The organism is Photobacterium sp. 2_MG-2023 (assembly GCF_030547675.1).
Lineage (GTDB): Bacteria > Pseudomonadota > Gammaproteobacteria > Enterobacterales > Vibrionaceae > Photobacterium > Photobacterium arenosum.
Genome location: NZ_JAUOQQ010000009.1, coordinates 139,064 through 157,361 on the forward strand (window position 1 = coordinate 139,064; position 18,298 = coordinate 157,361).

The 18,298-nt window shown below is 44.1% G+C and carries 11 protein-coding genes; 8 read left to right on the forward strand and 3 right to left on the reverse strand.

Annotation, left to right across the window (positions count from 1 at the left end):
• Positions 1 to 324 precede the first annotated feature (324 nt).
• The 4 genes from bcsE (at position 325) to Q4491_RS09600 (ending at position 5,527) form a co-directional block, all read left to right on the forward strand.
• On the forward strand, positions 325 to 1,905 hold the full coding sequence (gene bcsE, locus Q4491_RS09585; RefSeq protein ID WP_303456973.1) for a cellulose biosynthesis protein BcsE: 1,581 nt from the start codon (positions 325 to 327) through the stop codon (positions 1,903 to 1,905).
• Positions 1,902 to 2,048 carry a hypothetical protein gene (locus Q4491_RS09590; RefSeq protein ID WP_192017259.1) on the forward strand — a complete coding sequence of 49 codons (147 nt, stop codon included), beginning with the start codon at positions 1,902 to 1,904 and terminating at the stop codon, positions 2,046 to 2,048. Before bcsE ends, Q4491_RS09590 begins: the two co-directional genes overlap by 4 nt.
• 22 nt (positions 2,049 to 2,070) lie before the next feature.
• On the forward strand, positions 2,071 to 3,732 hold the full coding sequence (gene bcsG / locus Q4491_RS09595) for a cellulose biosynthesis protein BcsG (protein ID WP_303456978.1): 1,662 nt from the start codon (positions 2,071 to 2,073) through the stop codon (positions 3,730 to 3,732).
• Between the two features lie 184 nt (positions 3,733 to 3,916).
• Positions 3,917 to 5,527 carry a methyl-accepting chemotaxis protein gene (locus Q4491_RS09600; protein ID WP_303456981.1) on the forward strand — a complete coding sequence of 537 codons (1,611 nt, stop codon included), beginning with the start codon at positions 3,917 to 3,919 and terminating at the stop codon, positions 5,525 to 5,527.
• A gap of 63 nt (positions 5,528 to 5,590) precedes the next feature.
• On the opposite strand, the gene Q4491_RS09605 is transcribed toward Q4491_RS09600, so the two are convergent.
• Positions 5,591 to 6,469, reverse strand: a complete 879-nt coding sequence (locus tag Q4491_RS09605) for a hypothetical protein (protein WP_192017262.1) — start codon at positions 6,467 to 6,469, stop codon at positions 5,591 to 5,593.
• A gap of 698 nt (positions 6,470 to 7,167) precedes the next feature.
• Here Q4491_RS09605 and Q4491_RS09610 point away from each other — a divergent pair.
• Positions 7,168 to 8,028, forward strand: a complete 861-nt coding sequence (locus Q4491_RS09610; RefSeq protein WP_192017263.1) for a LysR family transcriptional regulator — start codon at positions 7,168 to 7,170, stop codon at positions 8,026 to 8,028.
• Positions 8,029 to 8,095: 67 nt separating this feature from the next.
• Here Q4491_RS09610 and Q4491_RS09615 read toward each other — a convergent pair whose 3' ends face one another.
• Positions 8,096 to 10,597 (reverse strand): AMP-binding protein, encoded by a 2,502-nt coding sequence (locus tag Q4491_RS09615; protein WP_303456988.1) that lies wholly within the window; start codon positions 10,595 to 10,597, stop codon positions 8,096 to 8,098.
• A 1-nt stretch (position 10,598) separates the two neighbouring features.
• Complete coding sequence (locus Q4491_RS09620) at positions 10,599 to 12,002, reverse strand: lysine decarboxylase (RefSeq protein WP_303456991.1); 1,404 nt, start codon at positions 12,000 to 12,002, stop codon at positions 10,599 to 10,601.
• A gap of 214 nt (positions 12,003 to 12,216) precedes the next feature.
• On the opposite strand from Q4491_RS09620, the gene Q4491_RS09625 reads away from it, so the two are divergent.
• The 3 genes from Q4491_RS09625 (at position 12,217) to Q4491_RS09635 (ending at position 17,925) form a co-directional block, all read left to right on the forward strand.
• The gene (locus Q4491_RS09625; protein WP_218384978.1) at positions 12,217 to 12,816 is read left to right on the forward strand and encodes a cysteine hydrolase family protein; all 600 of its coding nucleotides are present in this window, start codon (positions 12,217 to 12,219) and stop codon (positions 12,814 to 12,816) included.
• Positions 12,817 to 13,215: 399 nt separating this feature from the next.
• Positions 13,216 to 15,810, forward strand: a complete 2,595-nt coding sequence (locus tag Q4491_RS09630; RefSeq protein ID WP_303456997.1) for an alpha-amylase family glycosyl hydrolase — start codon at positions 13,216 to 13,218, stop codon at positions 15,808 to 15,810.
• Positions 15,811 to 15,900: 90 nt separating this feature from the next.
• The gene (locus tag Q4491_RS09635; RefSeq protein ID WP_303457000.1) at positions 15,901 to 17,925 is read left to right on the forward strand and encodes an alpha-amylase family glycosyl hydrolase; all 2,025 of its coding nucleotides are present in this window, start codon (positions 15,901 to 15,903) and stop codon (positions 17,923 to 17,925) included.
• The last annotated feature ends 373 nt before the right edge of the window (positions 17,926 to 18,298 follow it).

Sequence of the window (18,298 nt, forward strand, 5' to 3'; positions counted from 1 at the left end):
ATTTATTAGATTTAATACTTGCAGCTATAAACGCTAATGACTGTGACCGGAAAACAACGATAATATTACAGTTAATTATGTATGCCTTTCGGTTCATAATCAAATCTCATCATCAGTACATTGGCCACATGTAAAACGAACAGTTCTTTATAGGTTTCAGTCGGTGCAAAGATAAACCAGATGAATGATTCGACATTTTGAGTAAATTCTATATGATCTTATTATATTAGTAACATCTTTTTCTGTCGTGTTCTTACTGTGATGGTGCCTCTGCAAGCTTAAAGAAGCGGGAAAAGTGCCGATAGCGAGCAACTGGTATTTTATATGTCTACAAATCCAGACTTTACACACTTTGTCGAAATAAACAATTTTCCGTCTGTTTATGTCAATCTTTTTGCCCAAAAAACTCTGGCCATTAATTATCTGACATCAATTATTAAACATAATAAAAACAATAGCTTCACTTGCTTTACAAACAAAGATAATTTTTACTCCGGCCTGAGCGAACAAGACGGTAGTCAAATTTCAGCGGCGTTACAGGAAAAGTGTAAGAAAATCTTATTTCTGAATCGGAATAAAAGCCAAAATGGTATCCATTTTCATTTGCTGCTCGATGATATCATCAAGTTAAAAGCCACGAAAAAATCGCTCGCCGTCCTTTTTGTACCGGATATATTTTTCGCCAATATTAATAAAGATAATCTCACTATTGTTTTAAAAAAACTTAACGATCACGCAACCAGCAATGATCTGACTATTCAACTTCTGGTGTACGGCTCTATAACCTCCACCTCACTGAAACCGGCGTTACTGGCACTGAACCACCACCTGGCGGGGCTGGCTTCCATGAGTATGATCAGTGACGATAAATACAGCTACCAGGTACATTTCTGGGCGAAATCCGATGGTGTTCAATCCGATAAAACATTCGTTGTGCAGAAAACGGCCCATGGCGTGCTGGCTGCCGTGCCGGTGTCAACACCCAATATTGCGGCACTCAGCAGCCAGGATGACACGGCGCTGATTGTGATGAGTCATGCCGTTGTGGATGACGATATCCCGCTTCCTGCGCACGTCCAGCTGGCGGCGAACAATGCAGAGATCATCAGTGATTTAACAACCCCACCTTCAGCGACATTGATCTTGTCCTGCCAGTCGCCGGAGGAGATCCGTCAGTTGGCTGTCGACTGCCTGCATTTACGGCAAAAAGCCGGGCCGCGGCTCAAGATCATCATCAGAGAAGTCAGGCAGTGCCTGCGCTATGCCGATGAAACCTTCCTGCTGAGTGCCGGCGTGAACCTGATTGTACCTTATCACCTGCCCTTTTTAAGGATGATGAGCCAGGTTGATGCGATACAAGGGCAACGCATGACACGCCTGCTGCCAGACAATACTGAAGAGCTGCTGTTAAACGACCCGAACTATAATGCCAGGGGATACTTGGACAATCAGACTTTTATCCAATATTGCCATACTGTGATGCAGCAATTTACCTCGCCTCAGCTGGACGTGGTGTTGGTTAAACTCAAGCTGCTGCCAGGAATGCAACCGGATGAGTGTCTGCGGCTGTGCCATATCCGGCGTGATGGCGATGTGATTACCGCCTGCCACCATGCGTTATATGTTCTGTTCAGCGCCATTCGCCAAACGGATATCCATACGGCACTCAATAATATTTTTGATGCGCCGGTGCGGGATCTCTTCCAGACCGTTCGCGTCATCAGTGCGCATCATGATCTGGAAAAAGAGCTGGAAGTGGTCGGCAAAGAGGCACTGACGGTGTGTGCCGACATAAAAAAAATCACCACTGAACCGGCTATTTTTGCAGAAAACAATAGCACCGAGGATAAGATGACGGCCCTTTTTGCCGCACCCAAACGCATTCGATTAAAAGGTGAATCATGAACATTGATGATTTTCTGCTCACTGCAGGGTTAAGCCTGTTAACAGGCATGGTACTGGGTTATTACCTGCGCCACCTGATCACACTGGGCAAGCGTTTCCATCGCAAGTATTTCGGGCGTTCCCGCTACTTTGAACAAGACTGAATTTTATTACTAAGCAGAGACTATGACGATTACACTCTCTTCTCATTCATCACAGCAGGTTAAAGGACTGGGGTGGTGGAATGTTTATTTCATTGCAAAGTTCGCCCTGTATCTGCAGGGCACGATTGATTTCCATCCGCTGGAAAACATAGCGCTGGCTCTCTTTTTATTATTGCCGCTGCGTTCTCGCCTGCTGGCAGCCATCAAGATCGTCATTGCAGTACCTGCCGCGGCCTGGTTGCTGCACTATGATTCTTTTCTGCCGCCTTTAGACCGCCTGTGGGCGCAAATGAACCAACTGATGCATTTCGAATGGGGTTATCTGTTCGAATTGGCAGGCCGGTTTTTCTCTTTCCAGGCGCTGCTGGGCCTTTTTGCCGTTGGCATAGGTTATTACCTGCTCAATCGCTTTTTACGTGTATCGGTACTGGTCATGGCGGCGATGCTGTTTTTCAGTCTGCCATCCGGCCAGATAACGCCTGTGATTGCAGATCAGGGCACGGTTGAGAACAATACCCCGATCACCCGGCCTGCCGGCAATGCCAATACCAATGCCAATGCCAATGCCAATGCAGCCAACGTGCCGGCGGGGACGGATGATGCCTCCCTGAACCAGTACGTGACTGAATTTTTTTCCCGTGAATCAAAACGACAAGTCCTGCTGGATGACAACGCCGTTAATGCAGCGCCCTTCGATCTCTTATTCCTGAGTATCTGCTCAGTCGCCTGGGACGATATCAATATCGCCGGGCTGGACGATCATCCTTTGTTTAAAGAATTCGATATCCTTTTTGATCAGTTCAATGCGGCAACCTCCTACAGCGGGCCAGCCGTGATCCGTCTGCTACGAGCCAGTTGCGGGCAGGAAAGCCACAGCCAGCTCTTTGCGGGTGCACCGTCTGAGCAGTGCTATCTGTTCGAAAACCTGAAGCAGTTGGGTTTTGAAGAAAATCTGGTGATGAACCACGACGGGATCTTCGACAACTTCCTTGAGTTGATTAAAACCGAAGGTAATGTGGTGGCTGATCTGATGCCACAAACGGGTTTTAGCCCGTACCAGAAGTCTTTTGACGGTGCACCGATTTACCGCGATAAAGACGTATTGAATCACTGGTGGCAGCAGCGCCAGCAAGCAGGCAGCGACAAAGTTGTGGCACTCTATAACACCATTTCCTTGCATGACGGTAACCGGATCATTCACGGTAACCAATCCACCGGGCTGGTGAGCTACAAATTGCGGTTGAAAAACCTGCTCGACGATCTGTACGCTTTCTTCCAGTCGCTGGAACAATCGGGCCGCAATATCGTGGTGGTACTGGTGCCAGAACATGGTGCAGGTATGAAAGGCGATCGGATGCAGATAACCGGGATGCGGGAAATTCCGTCGCCTTCAATTGTACATACCCCTGTTGGCTTAAGAGTTTTTGGCAAGAACATCGTCCGTACCGGCGAGACAGCGCGTGTGGCATCACCGTCCAGCTATCTGGCGTTATCTCAGCTCATTGCCAATGTTTTAGAGCAAAACCCGTACCTGAGTGGCAGCGTCGACCCTGCCTCACTGATCAGTAACCTGCCAGTCACACCTGTGGTGGCTCAAAACGAAGGCTCTACTGTCATCAGGGTTCAGGGAAAAAACTACGTCACACTGGATGGCAGCAGCTGGTCTGAATACCCGTCGAAATAACCGACGGTACGCAATGGCACTGCCACGCCCCAACCGGGACGTGGCAGTTACAACGGCAGATTGAACGACAACAGCGTGATTTTCAGTCATTTGCATAAAAAATAAATTAGAAAAGATATTATTATTTATCTTAACCATGCAAACTACCTCTCTTATACGCTTTCAGCATCAAGCTTAAATTCATATGAAAAAAAATATATTCACAAAACTTCTCGCCGTCCCTGTCACACTGTGTGTATTTATGTTCATACTTTTCTGGAATCAAATGTCTGGAAATAAAGACACACTTAATGCAATGAACTCAATCTATCTTGATCGTGTCATTCCTTTGCAACAATTAAAAACAATTTCTGATGCCTTTGCGGTTGATATTGTTGATGCATTCAACAAGTGGAATATCGGTACACTCTCACAGCAAGAACTGGAATTTTCCGTATTAAAAGCAAAAGACGTAGTTGCAGATACCTGGGAAAGCTATTACTCAACCCAGTTAACTGCCGATGAAAAAGCCATATCAAAAACACTGACAGCTGAAATCAATGCTATAAAGAAAGATCTTGTTACACTTTTACAAGAGGCAAGAAACCAGCCTGATGCTAAACATCAAATCGTCCACAGAGTCTACAACCGTATAGAGCCTCTCTCTGATAAAATAGACAACTTAATTAACATTCAGATAACGGCTTCTGGACAGGTTTACCAAACAAGTAAAAGAAAGTATGAGGCAGATATTCAGCTGGGAATCTTACTGCTTATCGCTGCCTGTATTACCGGGTTCATTTTTTCATTCTGGATCATACGTAAGGAATTACGTGTACTGCCTGAAATTACTGACAGTATTCAAAAAATGTCTGATGGCGACTTCACTCCACGTAAAATGACGAAAGCCAATAACGAACTTGATTTGATATCGTCGTCCTTGTCTACACTTCAGCAAAGTATTTTCAGTATCATCCAGTCTTCAGAGCGAATTCAGGAGCAGTTAGCCGTAAACCAAACGCAAATATCGACAGTGATACACAGCAACTCAGAGAATGCCCAGCGCGAATTATCTGAAATAGAGCAAGTCGCAGCCGCTGCCACAGAACTGTCTTCAACCGCATCTGATGTTGCTCACAACGCGCACTCGGCGGAAACTGCAGCGACTGAAGCTATCACCATCATCAACGCCAGCTCAAGTACACTACAACGCTCCGATTCTATTGCTGAAAGTGTCAGTGTATCCATGAAAGAGTCCGCACGAATAATCAACGAATTAAGAGAGCATTCAGAAAAGATAAGCTCAGTGGTGGATGTGATTAACAGCATATCAGAGCAGACCAACCTACTGGCGCTCAATGCCGCTATAGAAGCAGCCCGGGCCGGCGAACAAGGCCGGGGGTTCGCGGTTGTTGCCGATGAAGTCCGAGCACTTGCAGCCAAAACACAAAAGTCGACCATAGATATTCAAACAATCATCAGCCAGCTTCAGGAACAATCCAAACTTGCAGATGAACACATGAAACTCAACACAGACATGGTTTCAGAGTCTCAGGTTATTACTCAGGCCTTGTCCGATGCGTTCAAAACGATTTCAGAGCAGGTTGGACAAATTTCAGACGTCAATGCTTTAGTCGCTACCGCCTCGGAAGAGCAATCTTCTGTCACGAATGATATCTCTCACAGGCTGGAAGAAATCAGCCAGATCGTGCAGAAAAACTCTGAGAATGCCAGCCAGACGACACTGGCAAATAATGATATTTCGACATTAACCCAACGCCTCAGAAAAGAAATGGCTTTTTTTAAAGTCAGTTAATATACATATCAGGCCCAGCACCGGGCCTGATCTATTAATAAATAAATTACTTACTTGCCATACTTAAAGTGGCTGACATCTTGGGCATGGCGGTTTCGGCGTACCCGGCACTCTCACATAACCTAAAGACATACCATCGGTATACTTTCCGTCAGACAAAGTAACGCTGACACTATTTATACCTGGATTAGCTGGCGTAACACTGATCGTTGTATTGCCCTGCAATGCACTCAGGCTCACAGATGTCGAGGCAGTCTGGCCATATAAATCATCCCGAACACGAATAATCAAGCGGGCATTCACGCTGGTGTCCTTCGCTGCTGTTGAATATTTATCAATCAGGTACTGTATATTGGCCTGCACTTTGCCCGAAGCGTGGGTCGCACTTCCACTCACAATTCTTGGTTTTTTCTGTACCCAGACACCTTCAGCTGAACACATACCGCCAGCTCGGTTTATCCAAACCAGGCCGTAACCGTAAGTACGTGAAAACTTCATATTAAGATAGGAATTGGCATCGAGGTTTGATTTATCTTTGCCGACATAGCCGAACTCTGAATTGTTGAAATGCACGTTAGCATAGCGGTCAAATAAATTGCCTTTGGCACGGAATACTTCATCCTGAACCACATGCTTTGGCACTTCCACCCGCAAATAGTCAAACGAGTTGAAAAGGTTAATCAGCGACTCAAAAAAGTTGGCATATTCTTCCTGATTATAATCAGTTTGATCTGGGTTAGAAGGATCCGGGTAGGTTTGTGGATCATTATAAATATTGTAGCCACTCTCGACAGCACCCCTCACATCCTCTGATTTAAAATCATAAGATTTTACTCGTCCGTACTCACAGCCAGAGGGTAAATCAAAGTTACGAGCCTGAGCACTCACTGAAGTTACAGAGAGCGCTAAAGCAGCAAAAGTAAGACAGAATTTCAACTTCATTGTCATCATCCTTGTGATCGTTCTGAATGGGAGTTTCATAACCCCATGATATGCACACAAACACACGTGCAACATCGCGATTGAACAGAATCAGAAATGATTAGGCAAGAAGAAACGCATAATAACGGGAAATTATGAATAAATTTAATATACTGATCACATATGCATTTAATTAAATATAAGATTAGCTAAAGTGACAATGTCCCTCATGTATGGAGTCAAGATTTCAGTTTCATATGCATCACCCGCCCGTACTCCAGCCGAAATCTTCTTGCCTTCGATGTGTTTTTATCGTGGCAGTCTTGCCTTTGATATGATTCTTATCATGACCACCCGGTAATTTCCCCAACCGGGGTGTGGACTTCACACGTACATTATGCAAGCATAGTAAACAATAAGCATATCATTTATGGTTTTTATGGATCTGAAGAGGGTTAATCGAAAGTATTCTTCAGCACGCGAACGGGGATTCATCCTATTCTGTGCATGCTTCGTAAGTACTGATTATTGGGGGAGACCATAAATTTTATAAAAAGATAAATACATGGATGCCAGACACAAGAGAATGAAGGTTAAGCTTCATGGATACGAATAGAGAAAAACTGACTTCTCTTTATATGCACAGTTGATGCAAACATACAGAGCAAACTCAAGATTACATTGACAAAAACAATACAAATCAAATAGTTAGGTTATTCATGAACAAATTAAACTGGGACGATTTAAAATTTTTCCTCACGTTATATGAAACAAATACAGTCAGTGTGGCAGCCAATCGGTTAAATGTGAACTATGCAACAGTATCAAGAAGAATTGACCGGTTAGAGAATGCTCTAAAACTAAAACTCTTTGACAGAACACAGGATGGGTTCATTTCTACGATTGAAGGGCGATTGCTTTACGATAAATCCATCACTATGAGAGACAAAATCAACAGCCTCGAAGAAGAGCTCTCGCCTGAATCAAAGTTCAATCAAAATACTAAAATATCAATGGTTCCATTTTTAGCAGAACATTTCGTCATAGAAAATTTGCATAGCTTGCACCAGAGGTTTCCCGAATTAAGGTTTGAAATTGACACTTCGAGTCGAAATGTCAACATATCTAAACAGGAAGCTGATATCGCTTTACGGATGGAGTTGCCAGAAAAAGGCGAGTCCATTTGTAAAAAACTGGGTGAGATAGAATATGTGCTCTATGGTAACGAGTATTGGCTGGACAAACTCGTAAAAAATGAAAACGTCAATATAATTACATACTCTAATCTGTATAGTCATCTGCCAGAATGTAAGTATCTCATCGAAAAATTTGGAACAAAATCAATACGAATTCAATCTGACTCTGTTTCAGCTCAAAAAAGAGCATCTGAAAGCGGTTATGGTATCTCGTTAATCCCAAGAATTGTACTTCGAAATGACTCCTATCCATTTATCAGGCCTTCGGAAGAAATATACCGTGAAATATGGATGCTAACCTCTAAGAAAACATCATATTCCACGCCTAAAAAACTTGTTATGGACGAGTTAGTCAGGATATTCAGAAATGCATTTTCGAAATAATAATAAAGCGACAACCATAATTATGATTGTCGCTTTATTTCACCTTACTGGTTAAACAAATAATTGATTAACTTTTTGACAGCTGTACCTTAAACGAACTTGGGACATGTTTATCTTTCTTTGTAGTTGACCAACGCGTATAGACATTATTCATTAGAAGTACTGCAATTGTTATGGCTGCCCCGACAATTTCAGAATGACTGATAGTCTCACCTCTTGCCATACCAATAGCAAAGGCTGTAATTGGCACTAAGTTAATGAACAGAACACCATTTATTGGTCCTAACGTGCTGATTCCATAGTTCCAGGAAAATACAGCGATCACACCTGCAAACGTGATAAGGTACAGCAGCTCCCATTTGACAGAGAATATCTGCTCCAAGCTTGGTGCATGTGTAATGCTTAACGAATTCGTAATTAAAGCAATAATTAAGATAGTAAACGCTCCAAGTATAGAAGATAACGCTGTATACCTGAGCACAGAGAACCCTTCAACGTAACTCGCTCCTAACGTGTACGTAACCCAACAGAAAGCACCTGAAAGTATCACAAGTGACGGTAATAAATTACCTCCTGAAAAAGCGCTCATATCACCTTTAGTTATCACGAGTACCACACCAAACAAAGCGAACACGATTGATATCAAGGTAAATTTAGCGGGCCTTACTTTTTTCAGTGTCCACATCATGATTGCAGAAATTAAAGGCATCAGTGCCATGATAATCGCACCATGCTGCGCTTTGGTATAGGCGAGCCCCGCAAATGCCAGAATGCTAAAGCCTGCGAATCCAAACGAACCAAACAACCATAATTTGAAAACGCTTCGGCCCGGCAATAATGAATGAATACCTTCTTTCATAAATAACATTAAAACCAATATCATAGAAGCCGCACCATAGCGGATCAAACTGATATGAACTGCATCCATGGATTGTAAAGCATTTTTTGCAATCGGAAACATCCCTCCCCAAGACATTGCAGTACCCATCAGGCATAGAATTGCAATAATATATTGAGTTAAGCTTATTCTGTTTTTATGCTCTGGATTTGATTTATCATCTGACACATTTTTATCTTGATTCAAAACCAAGTTTTTCAACTCTTCATTTCGCACTTTCCCTGAAGGTGAGTAAGGAATTGAATCAACACGACCGACGCCTTCCAGTTTAACTTTCATTTTCTTGCAGATATATTTAATATTTCGAATAAGCTCAAAATCATCCACAACAAAGTCACTATTGGTAACAAACCCGCAGTGGACTGTATTCTTATTTGAAGGGATCATTGCGACATCTTTTATGCCTGGCAAATGTCTGACTTCATTCTCTAACTCATAAATATTTAAAGCACTTTCACCCTGAGCTCTGTTCCTCAAGTAGACATTACCACTGGAATCCATTTCACCGGTTTCAGCAGTGATCAAATATTTCGTATCACCAATAACAACAAATTCGGAATCTTGATTACCGTAGCTATCCATGTTCATATAACTGGCAATCGCTATACGGCCAACTTCATGGGCAGGAAGCACATTTCCATCCTTACCTATAACAAGAATGTTATTGCCGTCATATGCCCTGCCAACACTCGTAGGGTTAGTGATTAAGTCGCTAGGTTCAGCTAAAGCATTCACACCGGTTTCGGTCGTTCCATAGTATTCATGTATGACAGGACCTAGAGAGTTGATAGCCTGAAGCTTAGCCTGAGGATGAAAATGCTTACCTCCAACGATGACAAATTTTAAATTATTCTCTTTCGCAGAATATCCGCCATCCACATAGTGTCTCACAACCTCATTTAACAAAGGAGGCGTCATCGCACTGGTTGAAATCCATTCGCTTTTGAGAAGTTGAGCCATGTGTTCAGTATCATGTGGTTTGGCAACAATAACTGTCGCACCAAGCTGCATGAACAATCTGGACCACCCACTACCGGCTGCATGATATAAAGGCATTGCAAGCAAATGCCTGTCTTCTGATGAGAAACCATAGCGAGCAGTGAAAAATGAAAACCTTCGTCCATCAAATGACTTGTTTCGAATTACAGATTTAGGAACTCCAGACGTTCCCGATGTAAAAGAAATACTTTTAAAAGGTCTATGCTGCAGCTGAAGGCTATCAATAGTCTTGTCTGACTCACATGCCAATTCATCATAACAAATGCTATTTCTTACATTATTATCGATATCAATAATAGTTACCTGATTCGATAATCCCTGTATGTTTATGTTATTTTCAATACAATACGATGAGGAAACAACCAGGATTTTACACCCCGTAGCCTTCAGCATTGGTTCTAGCTTACTGGAATCCTGAGTATAATCGATACCTGTACATGGTATTTTTAACGTGGCAGCTGCAGACATCAAATAAATGAGTTCTATGCAATTAGGAGAAATGTAACACATTGATATCTCTGAATTATAGTCAACTTTACTTGCTAAATTCAAGGTGATTTCATTGACATCCTTATAAAATTCATTCCAAGTAATTTTTCTTTTTTCATAGATCAATGCGTTCTTGTCACCACGAGCTGATGCTATCTCTTTAATTTTCCCTAGTGGTATCATCTTAATTTCCTTCAACAACTAAAAGTGAAATATTATTTATCAATGAGCTATTTATTTTATCTAAGTCAAACTTACAAACCGTTTGCCCTGGTGTTAAAACCGGAGTTCCTGGAGGATATAAAATAAAAAATGATGATGAGACATCACCTTCTCTTATATTCATCTTATTTGTATTTGCTTTTATTTTCTTTTCCAGACACTCTAATCCAAGTGATAAATAATCGACCAACTCATCAGTTACGCCACAATGAAAGTTTAATAAAAATGATTTTTCATTGTATCGACTAATGTAAACACCTTGATTATTAAATAAATACTCTCTTATTTTTTCACCATTTAATAATGGGGAACTGCAAGTAATCCAAATCTTTGTGGGATCATTGACAAAGAATTCACTGTTCACTTCTAGCTCTTCAACCTTGAAATGATTAAGATTTTTCACTACAAAATTTTTTAATTTATCAATCAAGAAAAGTGTTCTTTCAGTGTACTGATGTCCATAGTTTTTAGCATGTACTACAGCCAGTTCAGTACTGGCCAGGATTGGATAACTTGGTGAGGTTGTATGGTTTCTATAATGACTGCTAATCATTTTATCAAGGCAATGATCTGAACCATAAACATTGATTAAGCTTGCTTGTCTAAATGAAAATAGTGACTTATGTATAGAGTGTACTACGATGAAGTTTTTATCATACTTCTGTGAAAGGCGTTTTGAGTTATAAATACCACTCTTTTCTTTCATATAGGGATCAAATGCTGACCAAGCTCCCCACGCTTCATCAATAATGATATTTTCTAATCTTGTCGCAATCTGGCAAACTTGATCAAGAAACCTACTCAAATCAAAACATACACCGTCATATGACTGACTATTAATTATTAATGTTTTGTAAGGGTTGTTCAGTTCTTCAGCATTTTTTAATTCGTCTAATATTTTCTCAGCGTTCCCTCTGTAAATACTTGACTCATTATTGCATAAAATATCTTCTACGAAATTCACATCAATATTAGAGGATTTCAAAGTAAAATGGATTGATTGATGTACCCCTTTCTGACATATCACTTTATCATCATTCTTACATAATGCTTCAATGACAATGTTGTTTGCTATCGTTGAACCACAAGTTACAAATAAAGACAGATCTGAACCATATATATCAGAAATAATATTTGAGGATTCATCAATCACCCTGGAAGGGTCTGACAAACTGTCAAAAAAAGGTCCTGTTATTGACAACTCTAAATGCTTTATCTTTTCAAAAGCACTCAAAAAACCTTCTTCAAGTATTACATTTTTAATATTGCCCACATTTTGAATTGGCAGAGCATGAAAACTTCCATTCATCCTCTTCTTTGAACTTGCTAGCGATTCATATATTGGCAATCGAATCTTATCAACCATATAACCTCCTGTTAATTACAATTCAATTTAAAATATTCTTATCACTATAACTATGAGAATTTTTGCACATAGGTCGTGCGCCAACAGTTGGAATGGAATTGTAGTGGTAACGAATTGCTACAAGAATTTTTGCTCATCACGCATGCAAAATTGTTCGTTAACTATTCCGATAAATTTTCTTAGACTAGGCTTGAATTTAAAAAAGGAGTCTACAATGAGTCATTTAAATACTTTACGGAAAATATCAGGCTTATCCGATAGCACGCTTGATTGGAACAATATGGTTCTTCTATATATAGACTTTCAAAATGAGTATGCTGACGGAAAGTTGAAGTTAGGTGAAAATGGTACACTTGCACTGGATAAAGCAAAAATGCTTCTTGATATTGCTCGTGATAAATCGACCCCCGTCTTTCATGTGTTGCATAAAGCGAGTTCTGCATCACCAGTGTTTAACTGTGAATCAACAATGTCTGATGTTATTCGATTAGTCGAACCATCTGAGAACGAACAAATCGTGCACAAAACCCTTCCAAACTCATTTTTTAACACAGAGTTAGAAGAGCTGATACGCTTGACTGGCCGTAAGCAAATTATTGTGGCTGGTTTCATGAGTCATATGTGCGTTACAGCAACAACTATCAAAGCTGTTGAGCTTGGATACGACGTTATTGTTTGTGAAGATGCTTGTGCAACTCGAAGTCTTCCGGATCAAAATAATAACGAGCTTGATGGGAAACTGGTTCATGATGTATCCATCGCGGCATTAAGTGATCGATATGCCACTATCATGAAACTTTCTGATTTTACATAACCTTCTGATCGGCGATCTCTTAACCCGATTCAACGTTAGAAATAAGATAAAAAGCAAATTTAACCTCCTTCTCTTTTGGAGGTTTTTTCTTTCTTACCGCAATAATAATTATAGTATCCGGCAATAGCCATCTCCCCCAGGGCGTAGAATGGGGGGCGTAGACAAAGGCTGAGATAACAAGATCACAGTTCAATTTCTTTCTTGCCATACAATGAGTTAATCGGTTCACATTTCAATTCAATTTCTCCGGTAACAGCATTTTCAGCGTTATTTTTTGTGCTATTTACAACTCACCTGGCTGGATGAAATGTCCGCATCAGGTGTGTGAATAACCATAAACAATAACTCGATCCGTTCGGGAGTTATCTCTCTTGCAAAGGACGGCAAAAGGAAATTGAAATGAGAACCTTACCTACGCTTATTGTTGGTGCGACTCTGCTCAGCGCCCCCGCACTCGCCGACTGGCATTTCCGGGGCACTCCGAACCAGTGGAACGCGGCAGCAATGACACAAATAACGACCACTCACTATCAAACCTGCCAGACATTTCTGCAAGGAGATGCTACCGGCGGTCCCCGGTTTAAAATCGACCGCTACGGTGACTGGCAGGAAAGCTACCCCGCCGGCGATTACACGGTTGCCGGTGATCAGAACTACCGGATTGATTTTTACACCGACAGCCAGACGATTCTCACCATGCCGGTGGCCAGTTGCGACAGCCAGTCTCATGCGCAAAACTTCGCAACGCTGCATTTTCGCGGCACGACGAATCAATGGGCCGCAGAGGCAATGACCCTGGTCGATCACAACACCTGGGCATTGTTAGTCCATTTTGACGGACAAACCAATCAGCGTTTTAAGTTTGACCTGACCGGAGACTGGTCGCAAAACTATGGTGACAATCTAAACGACGGCGTGTTAGACGCGTCTGGCGATGACATCTATACCCAGGTCAACGGTGGATATCTGGTCACAGTGAACGACCAGACGCTGAACTATACCCTCACGCCCGTGACCCCATGTACCTCAGATTGCACCCCGCTTCCCACCCTCGGCGCACAGTATCAGCCTGATAAAACCACCTTTGCGATCTGGTCGCCGGATCACAGCGATGTGACGGTTACCGTGAACGGCACAGAATACCCACTGAGCAAAGTGAGCGATGCCAACGGCTACACAGATATCTATCAGGTTGACGTCAGCGGCGATCTGCACCTGGCCGAGTACACCTTTAAAGTCAATGGCATTCCGGTGCGCGACCCATACGGGAAAATGGCAAAACCGGGCACAGGAGACAATGAAGCCATCAACATTGTAATGGACATGTCCCGCACTGCCCCTGATGGCGGCTGGGCTGAACGCCCGGCATTGTTGAACCGCGAAGATGCCGTGATTTATGAAGTTCATGTCCGCGATTTCACCATAGATGCCAGCTCTGGCGTCAGCGCAGACAAGCGCGGTAAGTTCCTGGGAATGGTCGAAAGCGGCTCCCGCTACAGCGGGCTGAAAACGGGGATTGATCACCTGGTTGATCTGGGCATCACTCACGTTCAGCTGCTGCCAGTCTATGATTTTGCCACCTGCGACGGACTTCCTGACAGCGATCCTTGTTACAACTGGGGTTATGATCCGCGCAATTACAACGTCCCGGAAGATCGCTATTCACAGGTACCGACCGACTACGAGGCTCGCGCCAGCGAGTTTAAAACCATGGTGAACGAGTTCCACAAAGCCGGGATCCGGGTCATCATGGATGTGGTGTACAACCACACTTATGCCAAAGAGATGTTTGAAAACATCAGCAGCCGCTATTACACCCCAACCGATCTTTCAGGTACCGGTAACGCCATTGATGCCGACCAGCCTATGGTCAGCCGCATGATTCAGGATTCACTGGCTTATTGGGTCAATGAATATGGCATTGATGGTTTTCGGTTCGACCTGATTGGCATTTTTTCTTTTCAGGAAGTGGAAAAGTGGGGGCGCGCGCTGAATCAACAATTCCCTGATCGCAATTTACTCCTTTACGGCGAACCCTGGAATGGTTACGCCAGTGATCCGAAAGAAGCACAACGTGTTCGTTACGGCACCACGCATCATATGGTGCAAGAGCATGTCGGCGTTTTCAACGGCGCGTATCGTGAAGCCCTGAAAGGGTCGAACGACGATACCCGGACGGGTTATATGTTCAACAATCTGGGCAGCGCCGATGCGGGCTGGTCTGTCTATGATGGCATGCGCGGTTCAGCGTACGATCCCAATGACAGCCGCAACAGCACCTGGTTCAGAAACTTTGCCGCCGATCCGGAGCAAAGCATCAACTATATTTCTGCCCATGATAATTTCGGCCTGTGGGATAAGGTGTATTTAAGCCTGTCGGGCAATGTTGTACAGAACAGCTCGCACCAGATTCTCAGCCTGACGCCACCGACCAGCCTCGATTATGCCAAACGCGTGGTGAATTTTGGCATGGGCATGGTGCTGACCAGTCAGGGCATCGGGTTTGTCCATGCCGGTGACGAATTCTTGCGGACCAAAACCGACAACGAACAGATGAGTTATCCGGATGCCTGGAATTTCGGTGCGCACGGCGGCACGCACAATACCTACAATGCGCCGGACAGCTTTAACAGTATCAAGTGGCAGCGCCGTGCTGATAACGCAGCGATCTATGATTACTTCAAAGCACTGATCGCGCTGCGCCGTAATCACCCAGGCTTGCGCATGACCACGAATCAGGACATTGCCAATTACCTTACGGCCTCCCGACCGGCTGAGTTTGGCGGGCAACTGGTCACAGGTTTTATCACTTACCCGCAAGACACGCATAACCTGTTTGTGGTGTACAACAGCGGCAACAATCAGACCATCAGCTTGCCTGCAGGCGACTGGACGCTGGTTGCCGATGCATCAGGCGCCCGTCATCAGACTGGGTTATCCGGCAGTGTGGTGGTTGAAGGCACTGCGGTGACTGTGTTTACCCAACCCCGTTAATTGCCTTGGTGCGTGTCCCTGAATGAAGGGGCACGTATCCACAAACAAACAGCGATCAGACATTCAAAAAATAACGACAGGAATTGAAACGTGAACAAAAGGATTGCTCATTCCACACTCTCATTACTAATAGCCGCAGCCCTGGCAGGATGCGGAAGCTCAACCCCATCTGCGGACGAAAACCCAACCATTGCGCCTTATGCCTGTAACACAAACGTTACCGAGCAAAGCCAACAGCTACGGATTTACCAGATCATGGTCGAGAGCTTCATCGATGGTGACCCGAATATTGGTCATGGCACCGGCTACGGCACCAGTCATCATCAGGGTGATTTGCAGGGGATTATCGACTCTCTGGATTATATCCAGTCGTTAGGTGTTAATGCGATTTGGCTGACGCCTGTGTTTGAGTCAGTGGCCAAAACAGGCCAGGACCACTGGGCAGACCGATTGGATGCCACCGGCTATTATGCCACCGATTATTTTTCGATAGATCCGAAATTTGGCACGATAGAGACCGCGAAAGCATTAGTCGAACAGGCCCATACCCGGGGGTTATATGTGTTCTTTGACGGCGTGTTTGGTCACCACAAAGAGAATGTGGTGCCATCGCCAACCGGGAAACTGCCCGTGGGTGGCAGCAATCCGGTCAGCTACCCGGAAAGCCTGCCTTTTTATCAGGAAGTGGCAGCTTACTGGATAAAAACACTTAAAATCGATGGCTGGCGGTTGGATCAGGCTTATCAGGTGCCTCTGAAGGCCTGGCAGGATATTCGCCAGACAGTTGATGAAGCCTCGCAGTCGGTCACTTACGTCAATCACCTTGGCGAAACAGTTCACCCGCTGGGTTACATGGTGGCTGAAATATGGAATAACGAAAACGTCATCAATCAGACAGGTTATGGTCCGCATGGCACACCGGGGCTGTGTTCAGCCTTTGATTTTCCAGTCCGCTACCGGTTAGTCGAAACCTTCGCCGTGAATGAAAACAGCAACGGTGGCAAAGGCGGCAGCTGGCTGGCAGAAGGCATGGATTTACATCGGCTGTATCCCGATCATGCCAGACCCAATCTGATGCTGGGCAACCATGATCTCGTCCGCTTTGGTGATTTGCTGCAACGGGGCAATATTGCAGAGCCCACCGACGATCAATACTGGCAGCGCCATAAAGCCGCCTTATCCTTCCTCGCCGCGTATACCGGCCCCATCACCTTGTATTACGGCGATGAAATTGGCGATCAGGTTGACGATTTTGCCGAGAAAGTGCCGGGCGATATCTGCGCCATTCAGGGCTTGTGTGATGATCATGTGGCCCGCTCCAGTGGCAAGATTGACGGCGTCAGTACCACGCTGAATGCACGCCAACGCGATCTCAAAGCCTATGTCACTGAGCTGATGACCATGCGGGCGGCGCACCCGGCGTTATACCAAGGTGAACGCCTGAACATTGTGGCCAATAACAAAGTGTATGTGGATCGCAAGCAAAAAGATCAGGACGTCGTGGTTTATCTGGTCAGCACCACAGACGCTTCGCAACAACTGGCTTTAGAAGCAGACACGCTGGGATCAGCCGGAGATTTGATCGACCTGCAAAGCGGTGAGCGCTTCCACGTCAGCAGTGGACACTACACTATTGCACTCAATGGCTTTGAAGCACGCTTCCTGCATATTGTCTCCCCAGTACAGCCTGCCGAGGATCTGACAGCCAAAGCCCTGATCTTAACGGGTACAGGCCTGATGGCAAAGTGCGATAATCCCACTGTGACTGAGCAAGGTCCGGTCAGCAAACCGCTGTATGTGGTGGGTGATTTCACCGATTCAGGGTGGAAGCACAGAGACAACCGGCAGTTCGAATACAAAGGCCAGAACCTGTATCAGGTGGTGGTCAGTGAACAGGCCGGAAGCTTCCGGATGCAGTACGCCAGTAAAGATTGGTCGCCTCAGTATACGGCCGAAGGGCTGGAACTCCGGCCGGGTCAGAAAACACCGCTCACGGCTGGCAGCTATGGCAAAGACACAGCTGCCATGCTGCCTGAAGCCGGACGTTATGTGTGGAGCCTGACTTTCCAGGATAACGGCTTACCCGACGCTGTGATGGTGTCGAAATGTGAGTAAACAATTAAATGGCGAGTGCGGTGCGCTCGCCATGATCAGCTCAATCAAAACGTCAAAATAATAACACATCCGCCTGCAACCCGGCTTCTATCAGAATATTTTCGCCTCCAAATATTCTGATAGAATTAATAATAACCGCCAAAAATATCAATCGCTTACTCAATAAAAGAAAATATAAAACATACTTTTTTACATTCATTTACAACCCATAAAAAATAGATTGTTTTATTGTGACTATTCACACATAAAAGATCTTTTCTTCTAGATTAAATTTTTAATTACACGATGATTGCGATCGGGGCGAACAGTTGTATATTTTGGAATTTATCAATATATCAAATTATTTATCTATTAAATTTCACCGACTTAGAAA